At 68.9% G+C, this 14,643-nt stretch carries 15 protein-coding genes and 1 pseudogene; 8 read left to right on the top strand and 8 right to left on the bottom strand.

The features are described 5' to 3' along the window. Positions 1 to 117 precede the first annotated feature (117 nt). Positions 118 to 1,656 carry a CdaR family transcriptional regulator gene (locus tag SSMG_RS08060; protein WP_037712958.1) on the bottom strand — a complete coding sequence of 513 codons (1,539 nt, stop codon included), beginning with the start codon at positions 1,654 to 1,656 and terminating at the stop codon, positions 118 to 120. A 51-nt stretch (positions 1,657 to 1,707) separates the two neighbouring features. On the opposite strand from SSMG_RS08060, the gene SSMG_RS08055 reads away from it, so the two are divergent. Next, entirely contained in the window at positions 1,708 to 2,115 is a 408-nt protein-coding gene (locus SSMG_RS08055; RefSeq protein ID WP_009074562.1) for an MmcQ/YjbR family DNA-binding protein, read from the top strand. 53 nt (positions 2,116 to 2,168) lie between these two features. Further along, positions 2,169 to 2,782: pseudogene (locus SSMG_RS08050) on the top strand (glyoxalase). A gap of 45 nt (positions 2,783 to 2,827) precedes the next feature. Here SSMG_RS08050 and SSMG_RS08045 read toward each other — a convergent pair. From SSMG_RS08045 to SSMG_RS08035, 3 genes are all read right to left on the bottom strand, one after another. Continuing rightward, positions 2,828 to 3,130: an immunity 53 family protein gene (locus tag SSMG_RS08045; RefSeq protein ID WP_100266730.1), complete on the bottom strand. Its 303-nt coding sequence runs from the start codon at positions 3,128 to 3,130 to the stop codon at positions 2,828 to 2,830. 84 nt (positions 3,131 to 3,214) lie between these two features. Further along, positions 3,215 to 3,619 carry a nuclear transport factor 2 family protein gene (locus SSMG_RS08040; RefSeq protein ID WP_009074556.1) on the bottom strand — a complete coding sequence of 135 codons (405 nt, stop codon included), beginning with the start codon at positions 3,617 to 3,619 and terminating at the stop codon, positions 3,215 to 3,217. Between the two features lie 54 nt (positions 3,620 to 3,673). Next, positions 3,674 to 5,209 (bottom strand): HD domain-containing phosphohydrolase, encoded by a 1,536-nt coding sequence (locus tag SSMG_RS08035; RefSeq protein ID WP_009074551.1) that lies wholly within the window; start codon positions 5,207 to 5,209, stop codon positions 3,674 to 3,676. A gap of 82 nt (positions 5,210 to 5,291) precedes the next feature. Here SSMG_RS08035 and SSMG_RS08030 point away from each other — a divergent pair, with 82 nt between their 5' ends. Continuing rightward, the gene (locus tag SSMG_RS08030) at positions 5,292 to 7,469 is read left to right on the top strand and encodes a molybdopterin-dependent oxidoreductase (protein ID WP_037712957.1); all 2,178 of its coding nucleotides are present in this window, start codon (positions 5,292 to 5,294) and stop codon (positions 7,467 to 7,469) included. Here the strand turns inward: SSMG_RS08030 and SSMG_RS08025 are convergent. Then, entirely contained in the window at positions 7,408 to 8,010 is a 603-nt protein-coding gene (locus SSMG_RS08025; protein WP_009074548.1) for a TetR/AcrR family transcriptional regulator, read from the bottom strand. The two genes, SSMG_RS08030 and SSMG_RS08025, sit on opposite strands and share 62 nt — an antisense overlap. A gap of 56 nt (positions 8,011 to 8,066) precedes the next feature. Here SSMG_RS08025 and SSMG_RS08020 point away from each other — a divergent pair, with 56 nt between their 5' ends. The 3 genes from SSMG_RS08020 (at position 8,067) to SSMG_RS08010 (ending at position 10,227) form a co-directional block, all read left to right on the top strand. Next, a complete protein-coding gene (locus tag SSMG_RS08020; protein ID WP_009074546.1) occupies positions 8,067 to 8,948 on the top strand; it encodes an alpha/beta fold hydrolase in 882 nt (293 codons plus the stop codon). Positions 8,949 to 9,003: 55 nt separating this feature from the next. After that, positions 9,004 to 9,603, top strand: a complete 600-nt coding sequence (locus SSMG_RS08015) for a TIGR03086 family metal-binding protein (RefSeq protein WP_037712956.1) — start codon at positions 9,004 to 9,006, stop codon at positions 9,601 to 9,603. 114 nt (positions 9,604 to 9,717) lie between these two features. Continuing rightward, positions 9,718 to 10,227 carry a hypothetical protein gene (locus SSMG_RS08010; RefSeq protein ID WP_037712954.1) on the top strand — a complete coding sequence of 170 codons (510 nt, stop codon included), beginning with the start codon at positions 9,718 to 9,720 and terminating at the stop codon, positions 10,225 to 10,227. Between the two features lie 88 nt (positions 10,228 to 10,315). On the opposite strand, the gene SSMG_RS08005 is transcribed toward SSMG_RS08010, so the two are convergent. After that, entirely contained in the window at positions 10,316 to 11,236 is a 921-nt protein-coding gene (locus SSMG_RS08005; RefSeq protein ID WP_009074539.1) for a LysR family transcriptional regulator, read from the bottom strand. A gap of 70 nt (positions 11,237 to 11,306) precedes the next feature. Between SSMG_RS08005 and SSMG_RS08000 the strand changes: the two genes are divergently transcribed. Further along, positions 11,307 to 12,269: an amidohydrolase family protein gene (locus SSMG_RS08000; protein ID WP_009074537.1), complete on the top strand. Its 963-nt coding sequence runs from the start codon at positions 11,307 to 11,309 to the stop codon at positions 12,267 to 12,269. A 9-nt stretch (positions 12,270 to 12,278) separates the two neighbouring features. Here SSMG_RS08000 and SSMG_RS07995 read toward each other — a convergent pair whose 3' ends face one another. Then, positions 12,279 to 12,554: a hypothetical protein gene (locus SSMG_RS07995; RefSeq protein ID WP_199785839.1), complete on the bottom strand. Its 276-nt coding sequence runs from the start codon at positions 12,552 to 12,554 to the stop codon at positions 12,279 to 12,281. Positions 12,555 to 12,585: 31 nt separating this feature from the next. Then, positions 12,586 to 13,692 (bottom strand): 23S rRNA (adenine(2503)-C(2))-methyltransferase RlmN, encoded by a 1,107-nt coding sequence (gene rlmN / locus SSMG_RS07990; protein WP_009074535.1) that lies wholly within the window; start codon positions 13,690 to 13,692, stop codon positions 12,586 to 12,588. A 376-nt stretch (positions 13,693 to 14,068) separates the two neighbouring features. Here rlmN and SSMG_RS07985 point away from each other — a divergent pair, with 376 nt between their 5' ends. Beyond that, complete coding sequence (locus tag SSMG_RS07985; protein ID WP_009074533.1) at positions 14,069 to 14,641, top strand: papain-like cysteine protease family protein; 573 nt, start codon at positions 14,069 to 14,071, stop codon at positions 14,639 to 14,641. The last annotated feature ends 2 nt before the right edge of the window (positions 14,642 to 14,643 follow it).

The raw sequence follows: 14,643 nt of genomic DNA, 5'->3' as shown, positions 1-14,643 counted from the left end.
TGTTCCTCCGCCGTTGCCGTGCCGCTGGTTGTGCTGATGCGGCCAGGATGGCTCGGATCCGGCGGGCGGTCTTTGTCGAGTTCGGCCAATCGGCTCGGGCCGGTTTGTCCGGAACGGTCAATCGCGCGGATCGGCGACGGCGAGTTCGATGATCATCGCGAGCCGTTTCGCGGGCAGGTCGAGCCGCAGCGGCGTCACGTCGGCCATCTTGCGCAGCCGGTAGCGGATGGTGTTGGGGTGCACGCCGAGCCGTTCGGCGGCTTCGGTGAGGTCGCCTTGGGTTTCGAGCCACGCGCGCAGGGTCGCGACGTAGCTGGTCGAGTTGGCCGCGTCGTGCCGGGCCAGATCCGCGATCGGACCGCGTGCCGGGGCTCGTCCCGCGGCCGCGGCGGCGCGCAGGCGGAGGATCAGGATGTCGTCCCAGGATTCGTCGTACGCGACGGTCGCGCCGGGTTTCGGGCGGACGTCGTGCAGCGCCAGGCATTCGTCGGATTCCCGCCTGCTGGCGGGCAATTCCGCGGTGGACGCGGGTGCGCCGATCCCCGCCGCGACCGTGACCTGCGCGGGCAACGCGTCGCGGATCCCGTCGATCCACGCGCGTGCGGTTTCGACGTCCTCGCCGGGCAGAACGGTGTAGACGGTGTTGCTGAACAGCGTGCTCCGGCCCGGCCGCGACCAGCCGAAACCGGTGGTCGCGCGCTCGAACGCGAGCAGCAGCGCGGCGTGCCGCTCGTCGGCGATGTGCGCTTGAAGCGCGACCACGCGGAACCGGCCGGGCGGCAAACCGAGCCTGCTCAACACGGCCGCCGCGTCCGGGGTGCCTTCCAGCAGCCGGATCACCAGGTCCGACTCGACCTGCCGTTCTAGATCCGCGCTGGCCCGGGACCGCAGCAAATGGAGTCCGACCGTGCGGGAACTGTCGTGCAGGACCGCGCGCCGGACATCGGACAGCGGCTCCTCGCACTCGACCCAGATCGAGCCGAGCGTCTCGCGCCCGGCTCGGACCGCGACGACCATGCGTCCGGTGAACCCGTGCTCGGGATCGGCCTCGACGAACAACGGCTCGTCCGAAACGGCGAGATGCGCGAACACGCCGCGGCTCTCGAACAGCTCGCGCACGTGGTCCGGCACCCGCCGCCCGAGGATCGTCTCCAGCCGTACGCGGTCCGCGCCCTGCTGACGGCTGGAGTATGCGAGCACGCGCGACAGCTGGTCCTCGATGGTGACCGCGCTGCCGAGCGCGTCGGCGAGGCTGTCGGCCAGCGCGAACAAGTCGGTCGGCCCGCGACCGGATTCCGTCTCGCGGCCTTCGAGGACCAGGCCGTAGACCACGCCCGCGAGCTGTCCCCACGACACTTCCGGGTCCACGAGCAGCACCGCGACCCGGCCGTCCTCCGCCTTGGCCACCGCGTCCGGCCCCGGCGGCGTCGCCCCGCGCACCAACACGACCGACGCCCGCGCCGTGGCGGCGCGTTCGACGGCTTCGAGCACCGAATCGACGCCGACCGCGAGGTACACGTCGCCGCGCAACCCGCGCGGGTCGGCGGGGTCGTCCATCACCACGTCCCGAAGCGCCACCTCGCGCGCGACGGGACAGCAGCACAACCGCGCGCCGTACCCACCGAGGACGTTGACGAGCCGATCCAGCGTGACCATGCCCCTGTTCATACCTGACGCGGCGCGGCGGGAGCCGTATCGTGCAGGTTCATGCGGGCGCGGGTCGAGGACGTGCACGAGCTGGCGCTGGGGATGCCCCACGTCACGGTGGTGCGCGGCTCGCGGGAAAACCCGGTCTACCAGGTCGGCGGCAAATCGTTCGTGTTCTTCCGGACGCCGCGGCCGGACGCGTTCGACCCGGAGACCGGGCAGCGGTATCCGGACGTGATCGTGTTCTGGGTGCCGTCCGAATCGGACAAGCAGGCGCTGGTCCAGGACCCGGACAGCCCGTTTTTCACCACTCCGCACTTCGACGGCCACCTGTCGGTGCTGATCCGCGCCGCCCATCTCGGCTCCTTGACGCGGCAGGAGCTGAGCGAGGTGATCGAGGACGCCTGGCTGTCGCGAGCGTCGCCGCGCCGGCGCGAAGCGTGGCTGGCCGGTCGTCCGGCTCGGTAAGCGATCAGGAATCAAGAAGCGCCGGGGCGGGCGCCGGACTTAGCGTTTACGGCATGACTTCCTTCGACTTCGTCACCCTGGACGTTCCCGATGTCGCCGCCGCCGAGCGCTTCTACACCGCCGCGTTCGATCTGGGCGACCGCCTCCGCTTCCGGCAGGCCGCAGCGCCGAGCACCGGTTTCCGCGGATTTACCTTGTCGCTCACCGTTTCCCAACCCGCCAACGCCGTCGCCTACCTGGACGCGGCCCTCGCCGCGGGCGCCACTTCGCTGAAGCCGGCCGCCAAGTCGCTGTGGGGTTTCGGCGGGGTGGTGCAGGCTCCGGACGGGGCGATCTGGAAGGTCGCGACCTCCACGAAGAAGGACTCCGGCGCGGGGGTTCGGGAGTACGACCAGATGGTCTTGCTGCTGGGCGCGTCGGATGTGGCGGCGACCAAGCAGTTCTACGTCTCGCACGGGCTCGCGGTGGGCAAGAGCTACGGGCGCAAGTACGTGGAATTCGAGACGAGCCCCATCAAGCTGGCCCTCTACGGACGGAAGGCCCTGGCGAAGGACGCCGGGGCCCGGAGGAGGGGTCGGGTTCGCACCTGCTGACCATCGGCGGGAGTGCCGGGAAAATCACGGACCCGGACGGTTTCGCTTGGGAGACTTCGGTTCTCGCCGGCTGACGGGCCGGGTGGATCCGTCGAGGCCCGCTCGACGGATCCGGCCCGCTAGCCTGGCTGGTTGACGAAGTTTTCGAACTGCTTGAGGACCAGCTCGAAAGAGGACGGGTCGCAGGCTCCGCGGAATTTCGTGCCATCCGACCGGCATTGTGCCCAGCGGCCGGCGTCGCCCTCGAAGTCGTACAGCTCCATGAGCCGCCCGGCGAGATCGGTGTCCGCCAGATCGATTTCGAGGGACCAGCCCGGGTTGTCCAAGGTGGACAGCTCGACGCCGAACGCGTGCTCCCATTCCTCGTCGCACTGCTCGGCATACCAGTCCAGCAGGAACTGGAAACTCTCTCCCAAAGCCACCGGAAACCCCTCGGCTCAAGCACTTCTTCGCCGCCCTGGCGACAACGCCGAGTTTGCCGCACTCCCCGCCGGGAGACCACCGAGTTATCGCGCCCCGTCCTCCGGGCAATAACCGGAGCACAGCAACACCATCCGCGAAAACCGTCCCTCCGCGTCGTCGTCCACGTATGCCTGCTGTTCCACCGCGAACCATCCCTCGCCGAGCCGTTCCGCACGCACTCGTGCTCGCCAGCGCAGGTGCAGCCGCGGGCCGACCCGGTCCACCTCGCCCTCGGCGAGTTCGAAGTCGTCGACCTCGCCGAACCAGCGGGTGAACGCGGCGGTGATCTCGGCCGGTCCGTGGAACTCGCGCAATCCCGGCGGCAGCAAGGCGGTCAGCCGCACCGCACTGTCCATTGCGGACTCCATCCGCGCGAAGTCCTGTCTGCTCAATGCTTCGATGAAGGCACCCGCTTTGGAGATGCGGGAGGCCTGGAGTTGTGTGGTCATGCCTCAGGTTTACGACGCCGGACACGGCCAGGGATCGGGTAACTGCCCGATCTTTCACCCGGTCAGCCCGCGGCGCATCGCGACCAGCGCGGCCTGCGTCCGAGTGGTCACCCCGAGTTTCGCGTAGATGTGCTCCAGATGCGTCGAAACCGTCTTGCGCGAGACCGTCAGCGCAGCGGCGATTTCCGGGTTCGACAACCCTTGCGCCAGCTGCAGCAAAACCTCCACCTCCCGCCCGGTCAACCCGCCCGAGGTACGACGCACCCGCCGGCCCGCTGCTGCCAGAACCGCGTTCACCGCGTCGGGATCGAGACGCCCGGCGCGCGCTTCGGCGGTGAGTTGCCGGGCCGTCGCGTCGGGGGCGAGCGGGGCGCGGTGCGGACGCGGTTCGCCGAGCGCGTGGTAGACGTCGGCGGCGGCGAGGACCCGGGACGTCATCGGCAGGGCGTCGGCGGAAAGTCCGTGCGGGTAACCGGAACCGTCGAGGCGTTCGTGGTGCTGGGCCGCGCAGCGGGCGACCGCGGCGAGGCCGGGCATTCCGGCGAGCATCCGTTCGGTCAGGTACGGATGGGTGCGGGCGCGTTCGGCCTGCGCGAGCGACCACGGCCGGGTCGCGTTCCAGATCGCGCTCGGGACGCCGATCATCCCGATGTCGTGCACCCAGCCCGCGCGGCGGACCAGCCAGACGTCCGCTGCGGGGAGGCCGAGCCGGGTCGCGCCGTCCGCGGCCAGCGCGGCCACTCCGCGCGAATGCCCCAGCCGGGGCGGGGATTTGAGGTCGGCGAAATCGGCGAACGCCTGCAGGGCGCGGTCGAGTTCGTCCTCCGACAGCCGGGCGCCGAGCCCCGGGTCGAGCGCGATCACCTCGTCCCACGCCTGGATCCGGTCCAGCCCGGCCAGGATGTCGCCGCGGTGGTTCAGGAAGCAGTCGACCAAGGCCGGGTCGAACTGGGTGCCGCGGCGTTCCCGGGCGACGGTGACCGCGCCGTCGACGCCCGCGGTGTCGTGGAAGGCCTCGACGTTGTCGGCGAGCTGCACCAGCCGGATCGCCGGGTCGAGGTCCGCGCCGCCCGCGTCGCCGGGGACGCCGCGGCCGTCCCAGCGTTCGAAGGACTGCAGAAGCGGACGGCGCACGTCCTCGCCGAGGTCGAGCCGTCCGGCCAGTTCGCTCGCGCTCTGGCAATGCGCCTGCATGACCTGCTGCACCGACCGGCCCGCCGTCGCGAGGAATTGGCCGACGAGCGCGGCGCGGCGGAGTCGCGGACCGCCGCGGCCGAGGTGCCGCAAGACGAACATCGCCATAGCGACGCCGGCGAGGTCGCCGTCGTGGCTATCGGCGTACAGCTCGGTCTCGTCGCCGAACAACGCGGCCAGCTCGCTCGTGTCGGCGGCGCAGCCGACCCAGGTCAGCAACGACGTGTAGTAAGCCGCCGCGCGCACGTGGTCGTCCGCGCCTGCCGCGTCGGCCAGTCGCAGGGCGATCACGGTCTGGCGCAGCACGCGCTCCATCGGGCGGCCCATGCCGAGATCGGCCACCAGCGACAGGGTGGCGACCAATTCGGACAACCGCACGGGTGCGGCGTTGTTCACCTCGGGAAGGTCGCGGCGGAAAGACCCGGTGTTACGCCGGACGGCGCCGTCCCGACTTCCAGGCAGAGTCCGGAGGTGCGCGATGGCGACCGAAGTTCCGACGTTCTGCCCGCTGTGCGTGTCGAGGTGCGGGGCCACCGCGACGGTCGAGGACGGGCGGTTGCTCGCGCTCCGCCCGCTGCCCGGCCATCCGACCGGCGCCGCGATCTGTGTCAAGGGCAAGGCCGCGCCGGAGATCGTCGCGCATCCGGACCGGCTGCTGCATCCCCTGCGCCGCACCGCCCCGAAAGACGCGGCCGATCCGGGCTGGGAGCGCGTCAGCTGGGACGAGGCGCTGGCGACAATCGCGTCCCGGCTGACCGCGATCGCGGAGGAATCGGGTCCGGAAGCGGTGGTGTTCGGCAGTGCCTCGCCGTCGACGTCGGCGATGTCGGACACCATCGAATGGCTGACCCGGCTCCGGCGCGCCTTCGGCAGCCCCAACTTCGCCGTCTACATGGAACTCTGCGGCTGGGGTCGGCACCTCGGCACGCTCTACACCTGGGGCGAGCCCGTCCCCGGCGCTTACCTGCCCGATCTCGAGCACGCACAATGCATCCTCTACTGGGGCTACAACCCGTCGGTCTCGCGGCTCGCACACGCCACCGCGACCACCGCCGCACTGCGCCGCGGGGCCAAGCTCGTCGTGGTCGACCCCCGTCGCGCCGGATTGGCCAGCAAGGCCGACCAATGGCTGCGCGTCCGCCCGGGAACGGACGCGGCGCTGGCGTTGTCGCTCACCCACGTGATGATCGAGAACGGTTGGTACGACAAAGAATTCGTCGATCGGTGGACCAACGCGCCGAAACCGGTCGGCGACTCCCGGCGGGTCTGGGACTTGATCGTCGAGGAGTGCGCTCAGTACCCGCCCGAGGCCGCGCAAGAGATCACCGGCGTGCCCGCGGAGCAGATCGTCGCGACGGCCCGGCTGCTGTGGGAACAACGCCCGGTCGCGTTCTACACCTGGAGCGGATTGGAGCAGCACAGCAACGCGACGCAGACCGTGCGCGCCATCGGCCAGCTCTACGCGCTCACCGGATGCATCGACGCGCCCGGCGGAAATGTGCTGTTCACGCCCGTGCCGACCAATCCGGTCGACGGCCGGGAACTGCTGGCCCCCGAACAGCGCGCCAAGACGATCGGCGGGCAGGAGCGTCCGCTCGGCCCGGCCAGATTCGAGTTCGTCACCGGGGAGGACTTCTACCGCGCGGCGCTCGACGGCGTGCCCTACCGGGCTCGGGCGCTGGTCAACTTCGGCGGCAACTTGGTCATGGCCCACGGGGACAGCGCACGAGGCCGGGACGCGCTCCGTGCGCTGGATTTCTTTGTCCACACGGATTTGTTCCTCAACCCGACCGCGCAACAGGCGGACCTCGTGCTGCCCGCGGCGAGCGCCTGGGAAGCGGAAGCGCTGCGGGTCGGTTTCGAGACCAGCCAGGCCGCGCAGTCGACTGTCCAATTGCGACCGCAGCTCGTCGCGGCCCGCGGGGAATCCCGGTCGGATCTGCGGATCATCTTCGATCTCGCCCTCGCGCTCGGGCTGGAGCACCAGTTCTTCCACGGGGACATCGAGTCTGCCTGGAGGCACCAGCTCGCGCCCAGCGGCATCACGCTCGACCAGCTGCGGGCCGCACCGGAAGGCATCCGGCTGCCGCTGGAAACCGTGCACCGCAAGTACGAACAACGCGGCTTCCGAACACCGTCCGGACTTGTCGAGCTGTACTCGGAACCCTTGCTGGAACACGGATGTCCGCCGCTGCCGACCTTCACCGAACCGTCGATCAGCCCGCTGTCCCGGCCGGATCTGGCGACGCGCTACCCGTTGATCCTCACCTGCGCGAAATCGCTGTTCTTCTGCGAAACCCAGCACCGGGAGATCCCCAGCCTGCGCAAATCCGCGCCCGACCCCGCCGTCGAACTGCATCCCGAAACCGCCGCCGCCCGAGGCATCGCCGCCGGGGATTGGGTTCGGCTGGAGACGCCGCTGGGCAGCGTCCGCGCGAAGGCGAGGTTCAACGTCAACCTGCGCCCGGACGTCGTATGCGGACAGCACGGCTGGTGGCAGCCCGCCGACGCGCTCGGCCAGCCCGGCTACCCGCCGTTCGGCGACGGCAGCGCGAACCTCAATCTCGTGCTGAGCCAAGGGCCGAGCGACCCGATCAGCGGGAGTTCGCCGCTGCGCGCTTCCCTTTGCGAGATCTCGAAAGCGCGTCCAGACTGACGTCGACTATCGCGCGCAGCTGCTCCGGACTCGCCCCCGCCCGGCTCATCACGGCCAACGACTGGTTGACCGCCGCGAGGTGCACAGCGAAGTCATCGGCACCAGGCAGCTTCGCGGCACGCAAGGCGGTCCGCAGCCGCGCTTGCTGAAGGCCGAGCGCTTCCGTCGCGCGCGCGGCGATGTCCGCGCTCAGCACCGGTATCGCCATCGCGGTCTGCGCGACCAAGCATCCGTCCGGCACATCGGGGTCGGCGATGCGCTGCAGGGTGACTTCGAAGAACTCCCGCACCGCCCGCACCGGATCCTCGGCCGCGCTTGCCAGGGCCTGGTCGTACTTGTCGCCGTAACGCACGGCGTAGCGCTCCAGACAGCGCAGATACAGCGCGTCCTTGTCGCCGAGCGAGGCGTAGATGGAGCTGCGGTTCAGCCCGGTCGCCTTGGAGAGGTCGTCCAGCGAGGTGGCGGAGTACCCCGCTCGCCAGAACTGGACCATCGCCGCGTCGAGCACGACGTCCATCTCGAACTGCTTCTTCCCGGCCATGTGCCCAGGATAACTCATCTTGAACTGTTCGGTTCAAGATGAGTTAGGCTCGAGTCATGAACCCGTTCCCCGAACTGCCGCTGCCCGACCTCGCCGGATTCGCCCACCGCTGGGTCGACGGGATCCACGCCGTGGAAGGCGGGCGGCCGGACGGCCCCGCCGTCGTCCTGCTCGCCGGCTTCCCGCAGACCTGGTGGGCCTGGCGCAAAGCGATGCCCGCCCTGGCCGAACGATTCCGCGTGCTCGCGATCGATCTGCCCGGCCAAGGCCACTCCGTCCGTCCGCACGACAGCTATGACACCCACACCGTCGCCTCGCGCGTTCAGGCCACGGTCACTGCGCTCGGCGTGCCGAAGTACTGGCTCGTCGCCCACGACATCGGTGCCTGGGTCGCTTTCTCGCTGGCGCTTGCGCACGAAGACCGCTTGCACGGGGTCGCACTGCTCGACGCAGGCATCCCCGGAATCACCCTCCCCGACTCCATCCCCACCGACCCCGACCGAGCCTGGAAGACCTGGCACTTCGCGTTCCACCTGGTGCCCGAACTTCCCGAAACCCTGCTCACCGGCCGCGAACGCGAGTACGTCGACTGGTTCTTGAAGGCCAAAGCCCTATCCCCGTTCGACAGCGCGGAAACCGACCACTACGCCGCCGCACTCGCCGCCGAGGGCGGCCTGCGAGCGTCTCTCGCCTACTACCGAGATGCCGCGGAATCAGCGCGCAAGAACCGGAATGCTTTAGACCGGCAGCACTTGACCATCCCAGTACTGGGAATCTCCAGCTCCCACGGCTCGATCCCCGACATGGCCGCTTCCCTCCGCCCGTGGGCGGACAAGGTGACCGGCACCGTGATCCCCGACGCCGGACACTTCATCCCCGACGAACAACCCGCAGCGGTCGTCGAGGCAGTGACCGCATTCATCGACCACGCGGGATAACGCGACGTCGGATTTGCGCCAGCGACAGCGTCCTCGCGCCGAAAGACTGGCGGCCATGATTCTCGGCCGTTTTCTTGCCGCCAGCTCGGAATTCGACCGGCGGCTGTCGTCCGTCCGCCCCGAACAGTGGACCGCCCCGACGCCGTGCGCGGAATGGAACGTGCGGCAGCTCGTCAACCACATGGTCCGGGGAAATCTCAACTACGTCGACCTCCTGGCCGGAGGCACCCGGGAGCAGTTCCTGCACATGCGCGACGCAGACGCTCTGGGCGACGACCCGTTTGCCGCATACCCCGCATCGGTGCGACTGGTCGCCGACGCCTTCGGCCGCCCCGGCGCTCTGGAGCAGGTGCTCGACTACCCGTTGGGCAAGGTGACCGGCCATCAAGCGCTGGCCGTGCGAGCTACGGATTCCGCCGTCCACGCCTGGGACCTGGCGCAAGCGCTGGGTGTCGACGACCGCCTCGACCCGGCGCTGGTCGCGTGGATCAGCGAGAACCTGGAAATGATCTACGCCGGGTTGGCGGAATCTCCGGTGGCTGCCGATACGACGCATCGGTTCTTTGCCGAGCCGGGGGTGCTCAGCGAACCAGCTTCGCTACAGGAGCGGCTGCTGCACTTGATGGGCCGGAACCCCGGATGGCAGCGGGACTGACCTCCGCCCGCGCTCATCGCGACCTCCAGCGTTGCGCGCGGGTTCCTTGACACGTTTTAGGGAGTATCCTCTAATTGGTTTTAGAGAGTACTCGCTAACTGGAGGGTTCACGTCATGGTGCGCAACGTCCACAGCCGAGTGATCGCAGCCGACGTTCAGGCAGTGGGCAGCCTGCTCGACACCTTGGCGACCGACGACGACCGCCTGTGGCCGGTCGACCGATGGCCCGCGATGCGGTTCGACCGGCCGCTGGGCGTCGACGCCTCAGGCGGCCACGGACCGATCCGCTACACCTGCGTGAAGCACGTTCCCCAGCGTGAGGTGGTGTTCCGGTTCCGCCGCCCACACGGTTTCGACGGGACGCATGGTTTCGCGGTGGAAGAAATGGACGCCACGCATACCCGCTTGACGCATGAACTGGTCATGCGCGTGCGCGGCAAGGACAAGCTCGCCTGGTCACTCATGTGGCGGTGGCTGCATGATGCCCTGCTGGAGGACTCCCTCGATCTCGCGGAAACCGCCTTGGTTCCGGGCACGGCACCGCGAAGCCGCCACAGCGGATACGTTCGCTTTCTGCGTGGACTGGTGCACAGCGCCGAGGTTCGCCGGGCCAAGGCTCACTAGACCGGGCTCAACGGCTTGCAGTTCACGGTTCCGGTGACGCGGTAAGCGACGCTCGCGCTCTCCTGAGCGCTGGCCTGGACGGCCCGCCTCACTCGATGTGCGACGCGGCCTCCGCGAGCAGCCCGCGCAGCCACGTGTGGCCGGAGTCCGCGTCGTGCATCGGATGCCACCAGAACGCCTCGACGATCGGTATCGCATCGAAGGGCGGGTCGACGATCCGCACGCCGAGTGCCCCGGCGAGATCCCGGGCGAGTCTTTGCTGCATGAACGCGATTCCCCCGCCGCGGCGAACCAGATGCGGCATCGCCAGGAACGAATCGGCGATCGCGCAGACCCGCGGCACAACGCCCAGCAGTTCCATCTGCCGCCACGCGGGTGCTCGTCCGAGCGGGTCGCCGAACGTGGTGACCCATGGAAGCCGCGACAGGTCCGTCATCGTCAATTGCTCGCCGACGTCCGGGTTGTCGGCCGCGACCACGCAGACCCAGCGGTCTCGGAACAGGTCCAGCGAGCGCGGCAGGTCGAGGTAGCCGTGCGGCATGAGGATTCCGTCCACGGTGCGGGCGAACTCCCCGTCGCGACCGAGCACTTCGGCGGTGACCGGGCTGAAGCGGACGCTCACGTTCGGCGCGCGTTCTTCGAGCAACGCGACGAGCCGTGCTCCGGCGACGGTTATCCCGAAATCCGAGGACACGATGGTGAACACGCGGTCGGAGCCCGCCGGATCGAACTCCGACTGCGCCGAGAACACCCGCTCGACCGCCGCGACCGCGACGCTCACCAACGGCTGCAACTGTTCGGCGAACGGGGTGAGCCGATAGTGGTTGCCGACGCGGGTGAGCAACTCGTCGCCGAAGTGGCGGCGCAGCTTGGCCAGCGCGGCCGACAGCGTGGGCTGCGTGCGGGCGAGCCGAGCGGCGGCACCGGTGACGGTTCGCTCGGTCAGCAACCCGTGAAGCGCGTACAGGTGATTGTTGTCGAGGCCGTGTAGCCGCTTCTCAGGCCGCATAGATCAGGACGATACTGCTCATGGGGAGTATGCAGTTCCTTTAGGGTCCTTGTGCGCGCAGGCTGGCACCATGCCCGATGCCTGGATCGACGTACACGCCCACTACACCCCGCCGACCACCCCCGAACAGCGGCAGACGGCCTGGCGGGCCATGCGCGACGCCTGTTTCCTGGCCCCGGAGCCCTACCACTGGACCGTCGAGCGGACGCTTGAGCAGATGGACCGGACCGGCATCGGCATCGGCATGCAGATGCTGAGCAACCAGCCCGCCACGAGCGCGGCACTGCGCGTGTCCAATGACTACGGTGCCGACCTGGTGCGGCGGTATCCCGACCGCTTCGGCCTGCTCGCCGCCCTGCCCACCGACGACATAGCCGCGACGATGGCCGAACTCGACCGAGCGGCAGACCTGGGTGCCGACGGCTTCGCGGTGACGTGCCGACGCAACGGCGTGTACCTCAGCGACCCGAGCCTGGAGCCGATGTGGGCGGAGCTGGATCGCCGTCGTGCCGCGGTGTTCGCGCATCCCGATGCGTACGCCGACGGTGTGCAGGGCCGGCCGGCCCCGTTGCTGGAGGTGGGTTTCGAGACCACGCGGACGATTGTCGACCTGCTGTACGCGGGCGTGTTTCGCAAATACCCGAACGTAAAACTGATCGTCGCGCATTGCGGCGGCGGAGGCGCACTCCCCGCCATGTCGGGCCGGCTCGGCCTGCTTGGCGCCGAGGCCTGGGTCCCCAACCCGAACAGCCTGAGCACCGACGAAATCCGCGCCCAGCTGCGGCGGCTCTACCTCGACACCGCGGCGACCGGGTTCCCGTCCTGCCTGACGGCGGCTCTCACGATGACCACGCCGGACCACCTCGTCTACGGCTCGGATTCCGGCGTGCCTTGTAGCACCGAGGAAACGATCGACGCGAGCCGGAAATCCCTGCTCGAATTCGACGGCCTGACAATGCGGCAGCGTCAGGACATCGGCCGCAACGCCACCGCCCTGTTCCCCCGCGCCGCGGCCCGCCTCGACGGCAGCTGACCGAAGCGGTCAGCGGGCGAGCCACGGAGCGAGCAGCTTCTCCAGATCAGCATCCGAGAGCGCCCGCGGTCCGCCGTGGAACTCGTGCCACCGCGTGGCGTCGCGTGCGGAGGTGTACTCGACGTCGAAAGCGCGCATCAGGACGTACATGAAGCTTCCCGAATCAAACCGCTCGCCCAGCAGCGTACGAGCCGTCCGGGCCACGTCCACCGCGGTCTGGGGGCCGTTGACCTCAGCCAGTTTCAGTTCCTCAGCCGCCGGATCGAGCAGGCTCGGCGCACACAACAAGACAACTACTCCACTCTGAACTATTCGCTCAACCTTCGGCAGCCAACTGGCCACACGCCGCCGCGATGTCCTGACCGCGGGTATCCCGCACCGTGCACGCCACCCCGCCGGCATTCACCAGCCGCACGAACTCCCGCTCCACCGGCTTCGGCGACGCGTCCCACTTCGAACCCGGCGTCGGGTTCAACGGGATCACGTTCACATGCACCAACTGACCCAAGTGCTTCCGCAACCGCTTCGCCAGCAGCTCCGCCCGCCACGGCTGGTCGTTGATGTCGCGGATCAACGCGTACTCGATCGACACCCGCCGACCCGAGGTATCCGCGTAGTACCGGGCCGCCGAAAGCACCTCGTCCACCGACCACCGGTTGTTCACCGGCACCAGCGTGTCCCGCAGCTCGTCGTCCGGCGTGTGCAGCGACACCGCCAACCGGACCTGCATCTTCTCGTCCGCCAGCTTCCGGATCGCCGGAGCCAAACCCACCGTCGACACCGTCACCGAACGCTGACCAATCCCCAACCCCGCAGGCGACGGGTCAGTGATCCGCCGCACCGCCGCCACCACGCGCTTGTAATTCGCCAGCGGCTCGCCCATGCCCATGAAGACGATGTTCGACAGCCGACCTGGGCCGCCGGGCATGGAGCCATCGCGCATGACCGCGGCGGCGTCGCGGACCTGGTCCACGATTTCCGCGGTCGAGAGGTTGCGGTCGAGGCCGCCCTGGCCGGTCGCGCAGAACGGGCACGCCATGCCGCAGCCGGCCTGGCTCGAGATGCACAGCGTGGCGCGGTCCGGGTAGCGCATGAGGACGCTTTCCAGCAGCGTCCCGTCGTGCGCGCGCCACAGGGTCTTGCGGGTCGCGCCGCCGTCCGCGGCCAGTGCGCGCACCTCGGTGAGCAGCGGCGGCATCAGATCGGCGACCAGCTTCTCGCGCGAGGCGGCCGGGATGTCGGTCATCTCCGCCGGGTCGACGGTGAGCCGCGAAAAGTAGTGGTTCGACAGCTGCTTGGCGCGGAACGCCTTCTCCCCCAGCTCGACGACGGCCTCCGCTCGCTCGGCCACCGTGAGGTCGGCGAGATGGCGCGGCGGCAGGCCGCGCTTGGGCGCGTCGAAAACAAGAGGAAGGGCAGTCATGACCGATCAAGTGTCTCATACGCGCGAACCCGGCGCTCCTCCCCCTCGGACACCGGCGCGCGGACCGGGCCGGAGAAGGAGCGCGGGGTCGCCGGAACGGCGGGCGACGAACGACGGGCGCGGTTCAACGGAAAAACACCCTACGAAAGTCGGATTGCCGAATGCTTTCCGGAGTGAATTCCCATATAATCGACGCCGGACGCGCATATAATCGACCGGCGTAGAAATATCCGCCGCAGCGCTTCGGCCACGGAATACCGCCGTTAGTCGGTAGTCTCCGCAAACTTCGCGCGCGTACCGTCCGGGACGTCTCACCCCTTTCCCCACCGGTCCGGGAATTCCCCGGCCCGGCCGGGCTTCCCCGTTGGAGGATCCCGTGAAAGTGCGTTCTTCGATGCTGCGCGGAATAGCCGCGGTCGCCACCGCGGCGGCGGCCGCGCTCTCCGTTCCGGCCGCCGCGGTCGCGGGCGAAACGAACATCTCGATGCAGGCCCAGCAGAAAGACCAGTGGTGCTGGGACGCCAGCGGCAACACCATCGCCGCGTTCTGGGGCTATTCCCTGACCCAGACCCGGTTCTGCCAGATCGCGCACAACGAATCCGGCAGCGACTGCGCCAACAACCAGGGCTACCTGAGCGACCAGCAAAGAGTTTTCCGCTACCTCGGGTTCCGCAACATCGGCACCTACAATTCCAACGGCTACCGGCTCTCGTTCTCCGGCATCAGGAACCAGATCGACGCCGGACAGCCCATCGGCACCCGGATCGGCTGGACTTCCGGCGGCGGCCACATGCACGTCCTCTACGGCTACGACGACTCCGACGGGAACGTCGTCGAATACGGCGACCCGTGGCCGTCGAACAACCGCTACAACTCCATGGACTACAGCTACTACGTCTCGAACAACCAATTCTCCTGGACCCACACCGTCTACGGAATGGTGGGCTGACT

The sequence above is a fragment of the Streptomyces sp. AA4 genome (assembly GCF_000158875.1).
Taxonomy (GTDB): domain Bacteria; phylum Actinomycetota; class Actinomycetes; order Mycobacteriales; family Pseudonocardiaceae; genus Amycolatopsis.
The sequence above is the reverse complement of the archived record's forward strand: the minus strand, read 5'-3'. Positions and strand labels throughout refer to the sequence as shown.

Coding starts and splice junctions, on each gene's coding strand:
- SSMG_RS08020 (WP_009074546.1), top strand. CDS start 8,067: ATGAACCCGTTCCCCGAACTGCCGCTGCCCGACCTCGCCGGATTCGCC.
- SSMG_RS08015 (WP_037712956.1), top strand. CDS start 9,004: ATGATTCTCGGCCGTTTTCTTGCCGCCAGCTCGGAATTCGACCGGCGG.
- SSMG_RS08060 (WP_037712958.1), bottom strand. CDS start 1,656: ATGGTCACGCTGGATCGGCTCGTCAACGTCCTCGGTGGGTACGGCGCG.
- SSMG_RS08005 (WP_009074539.1), bottom strand. CDS start 11,236: ATGCGGCCTGAGAAGCGGCTACACGGCCTCGACAACAATCACCTGTAC.
- SSMG_RS08040 (WP_009074556.1), bottom strand. CDS start 3,619: ATGACCACACAACTCCAGGCCTCCCGCATCTCCAAAGCGGGTGCCTTC.
- SSMG_RS08030 (WP_037712957.1), top strand. CDS start 5,292: ATGGCGACCGAAGTTCCGACGTTCTGCCCGCTGTGCGTGTCGAGGTGC.
- SSMG_RS08000 (WP_009074537.1), top strand. CDS start 11,307: ATGCCCGATGCCTGGATCGACGTACACGCCCACTACACCCCGCCGACC.
- SSMG_RS08055 (WP_009074562.1), top strand. CDS start 1,708: ATGCGGGCGCGGGTCGAGGACGTGCACGAGCTGGCGCTGGGGATGCCC.
- SSMG_RS08025 (WP_009074548.1), bottom strand. CDS start 8,010: ATGGCCGGGAAGAAGCAGTTCGAGATGGACGTCGTGCTCGACGCGGCG.
- SSMG_RS08010 (WP_037712954.1), top strand. CDS start 9,718: ATGGTGCGCAACGTCCACAGCCGAGTGATCGCAGCCGACGTTCAGGCA.
- rlmN (WP_009074535.1), bottom strand. CDS start 13,692: ATGACTGCCCTTCCTCTTGTTTTCGACGCGCCCAAGCGCGGCCTGCCG.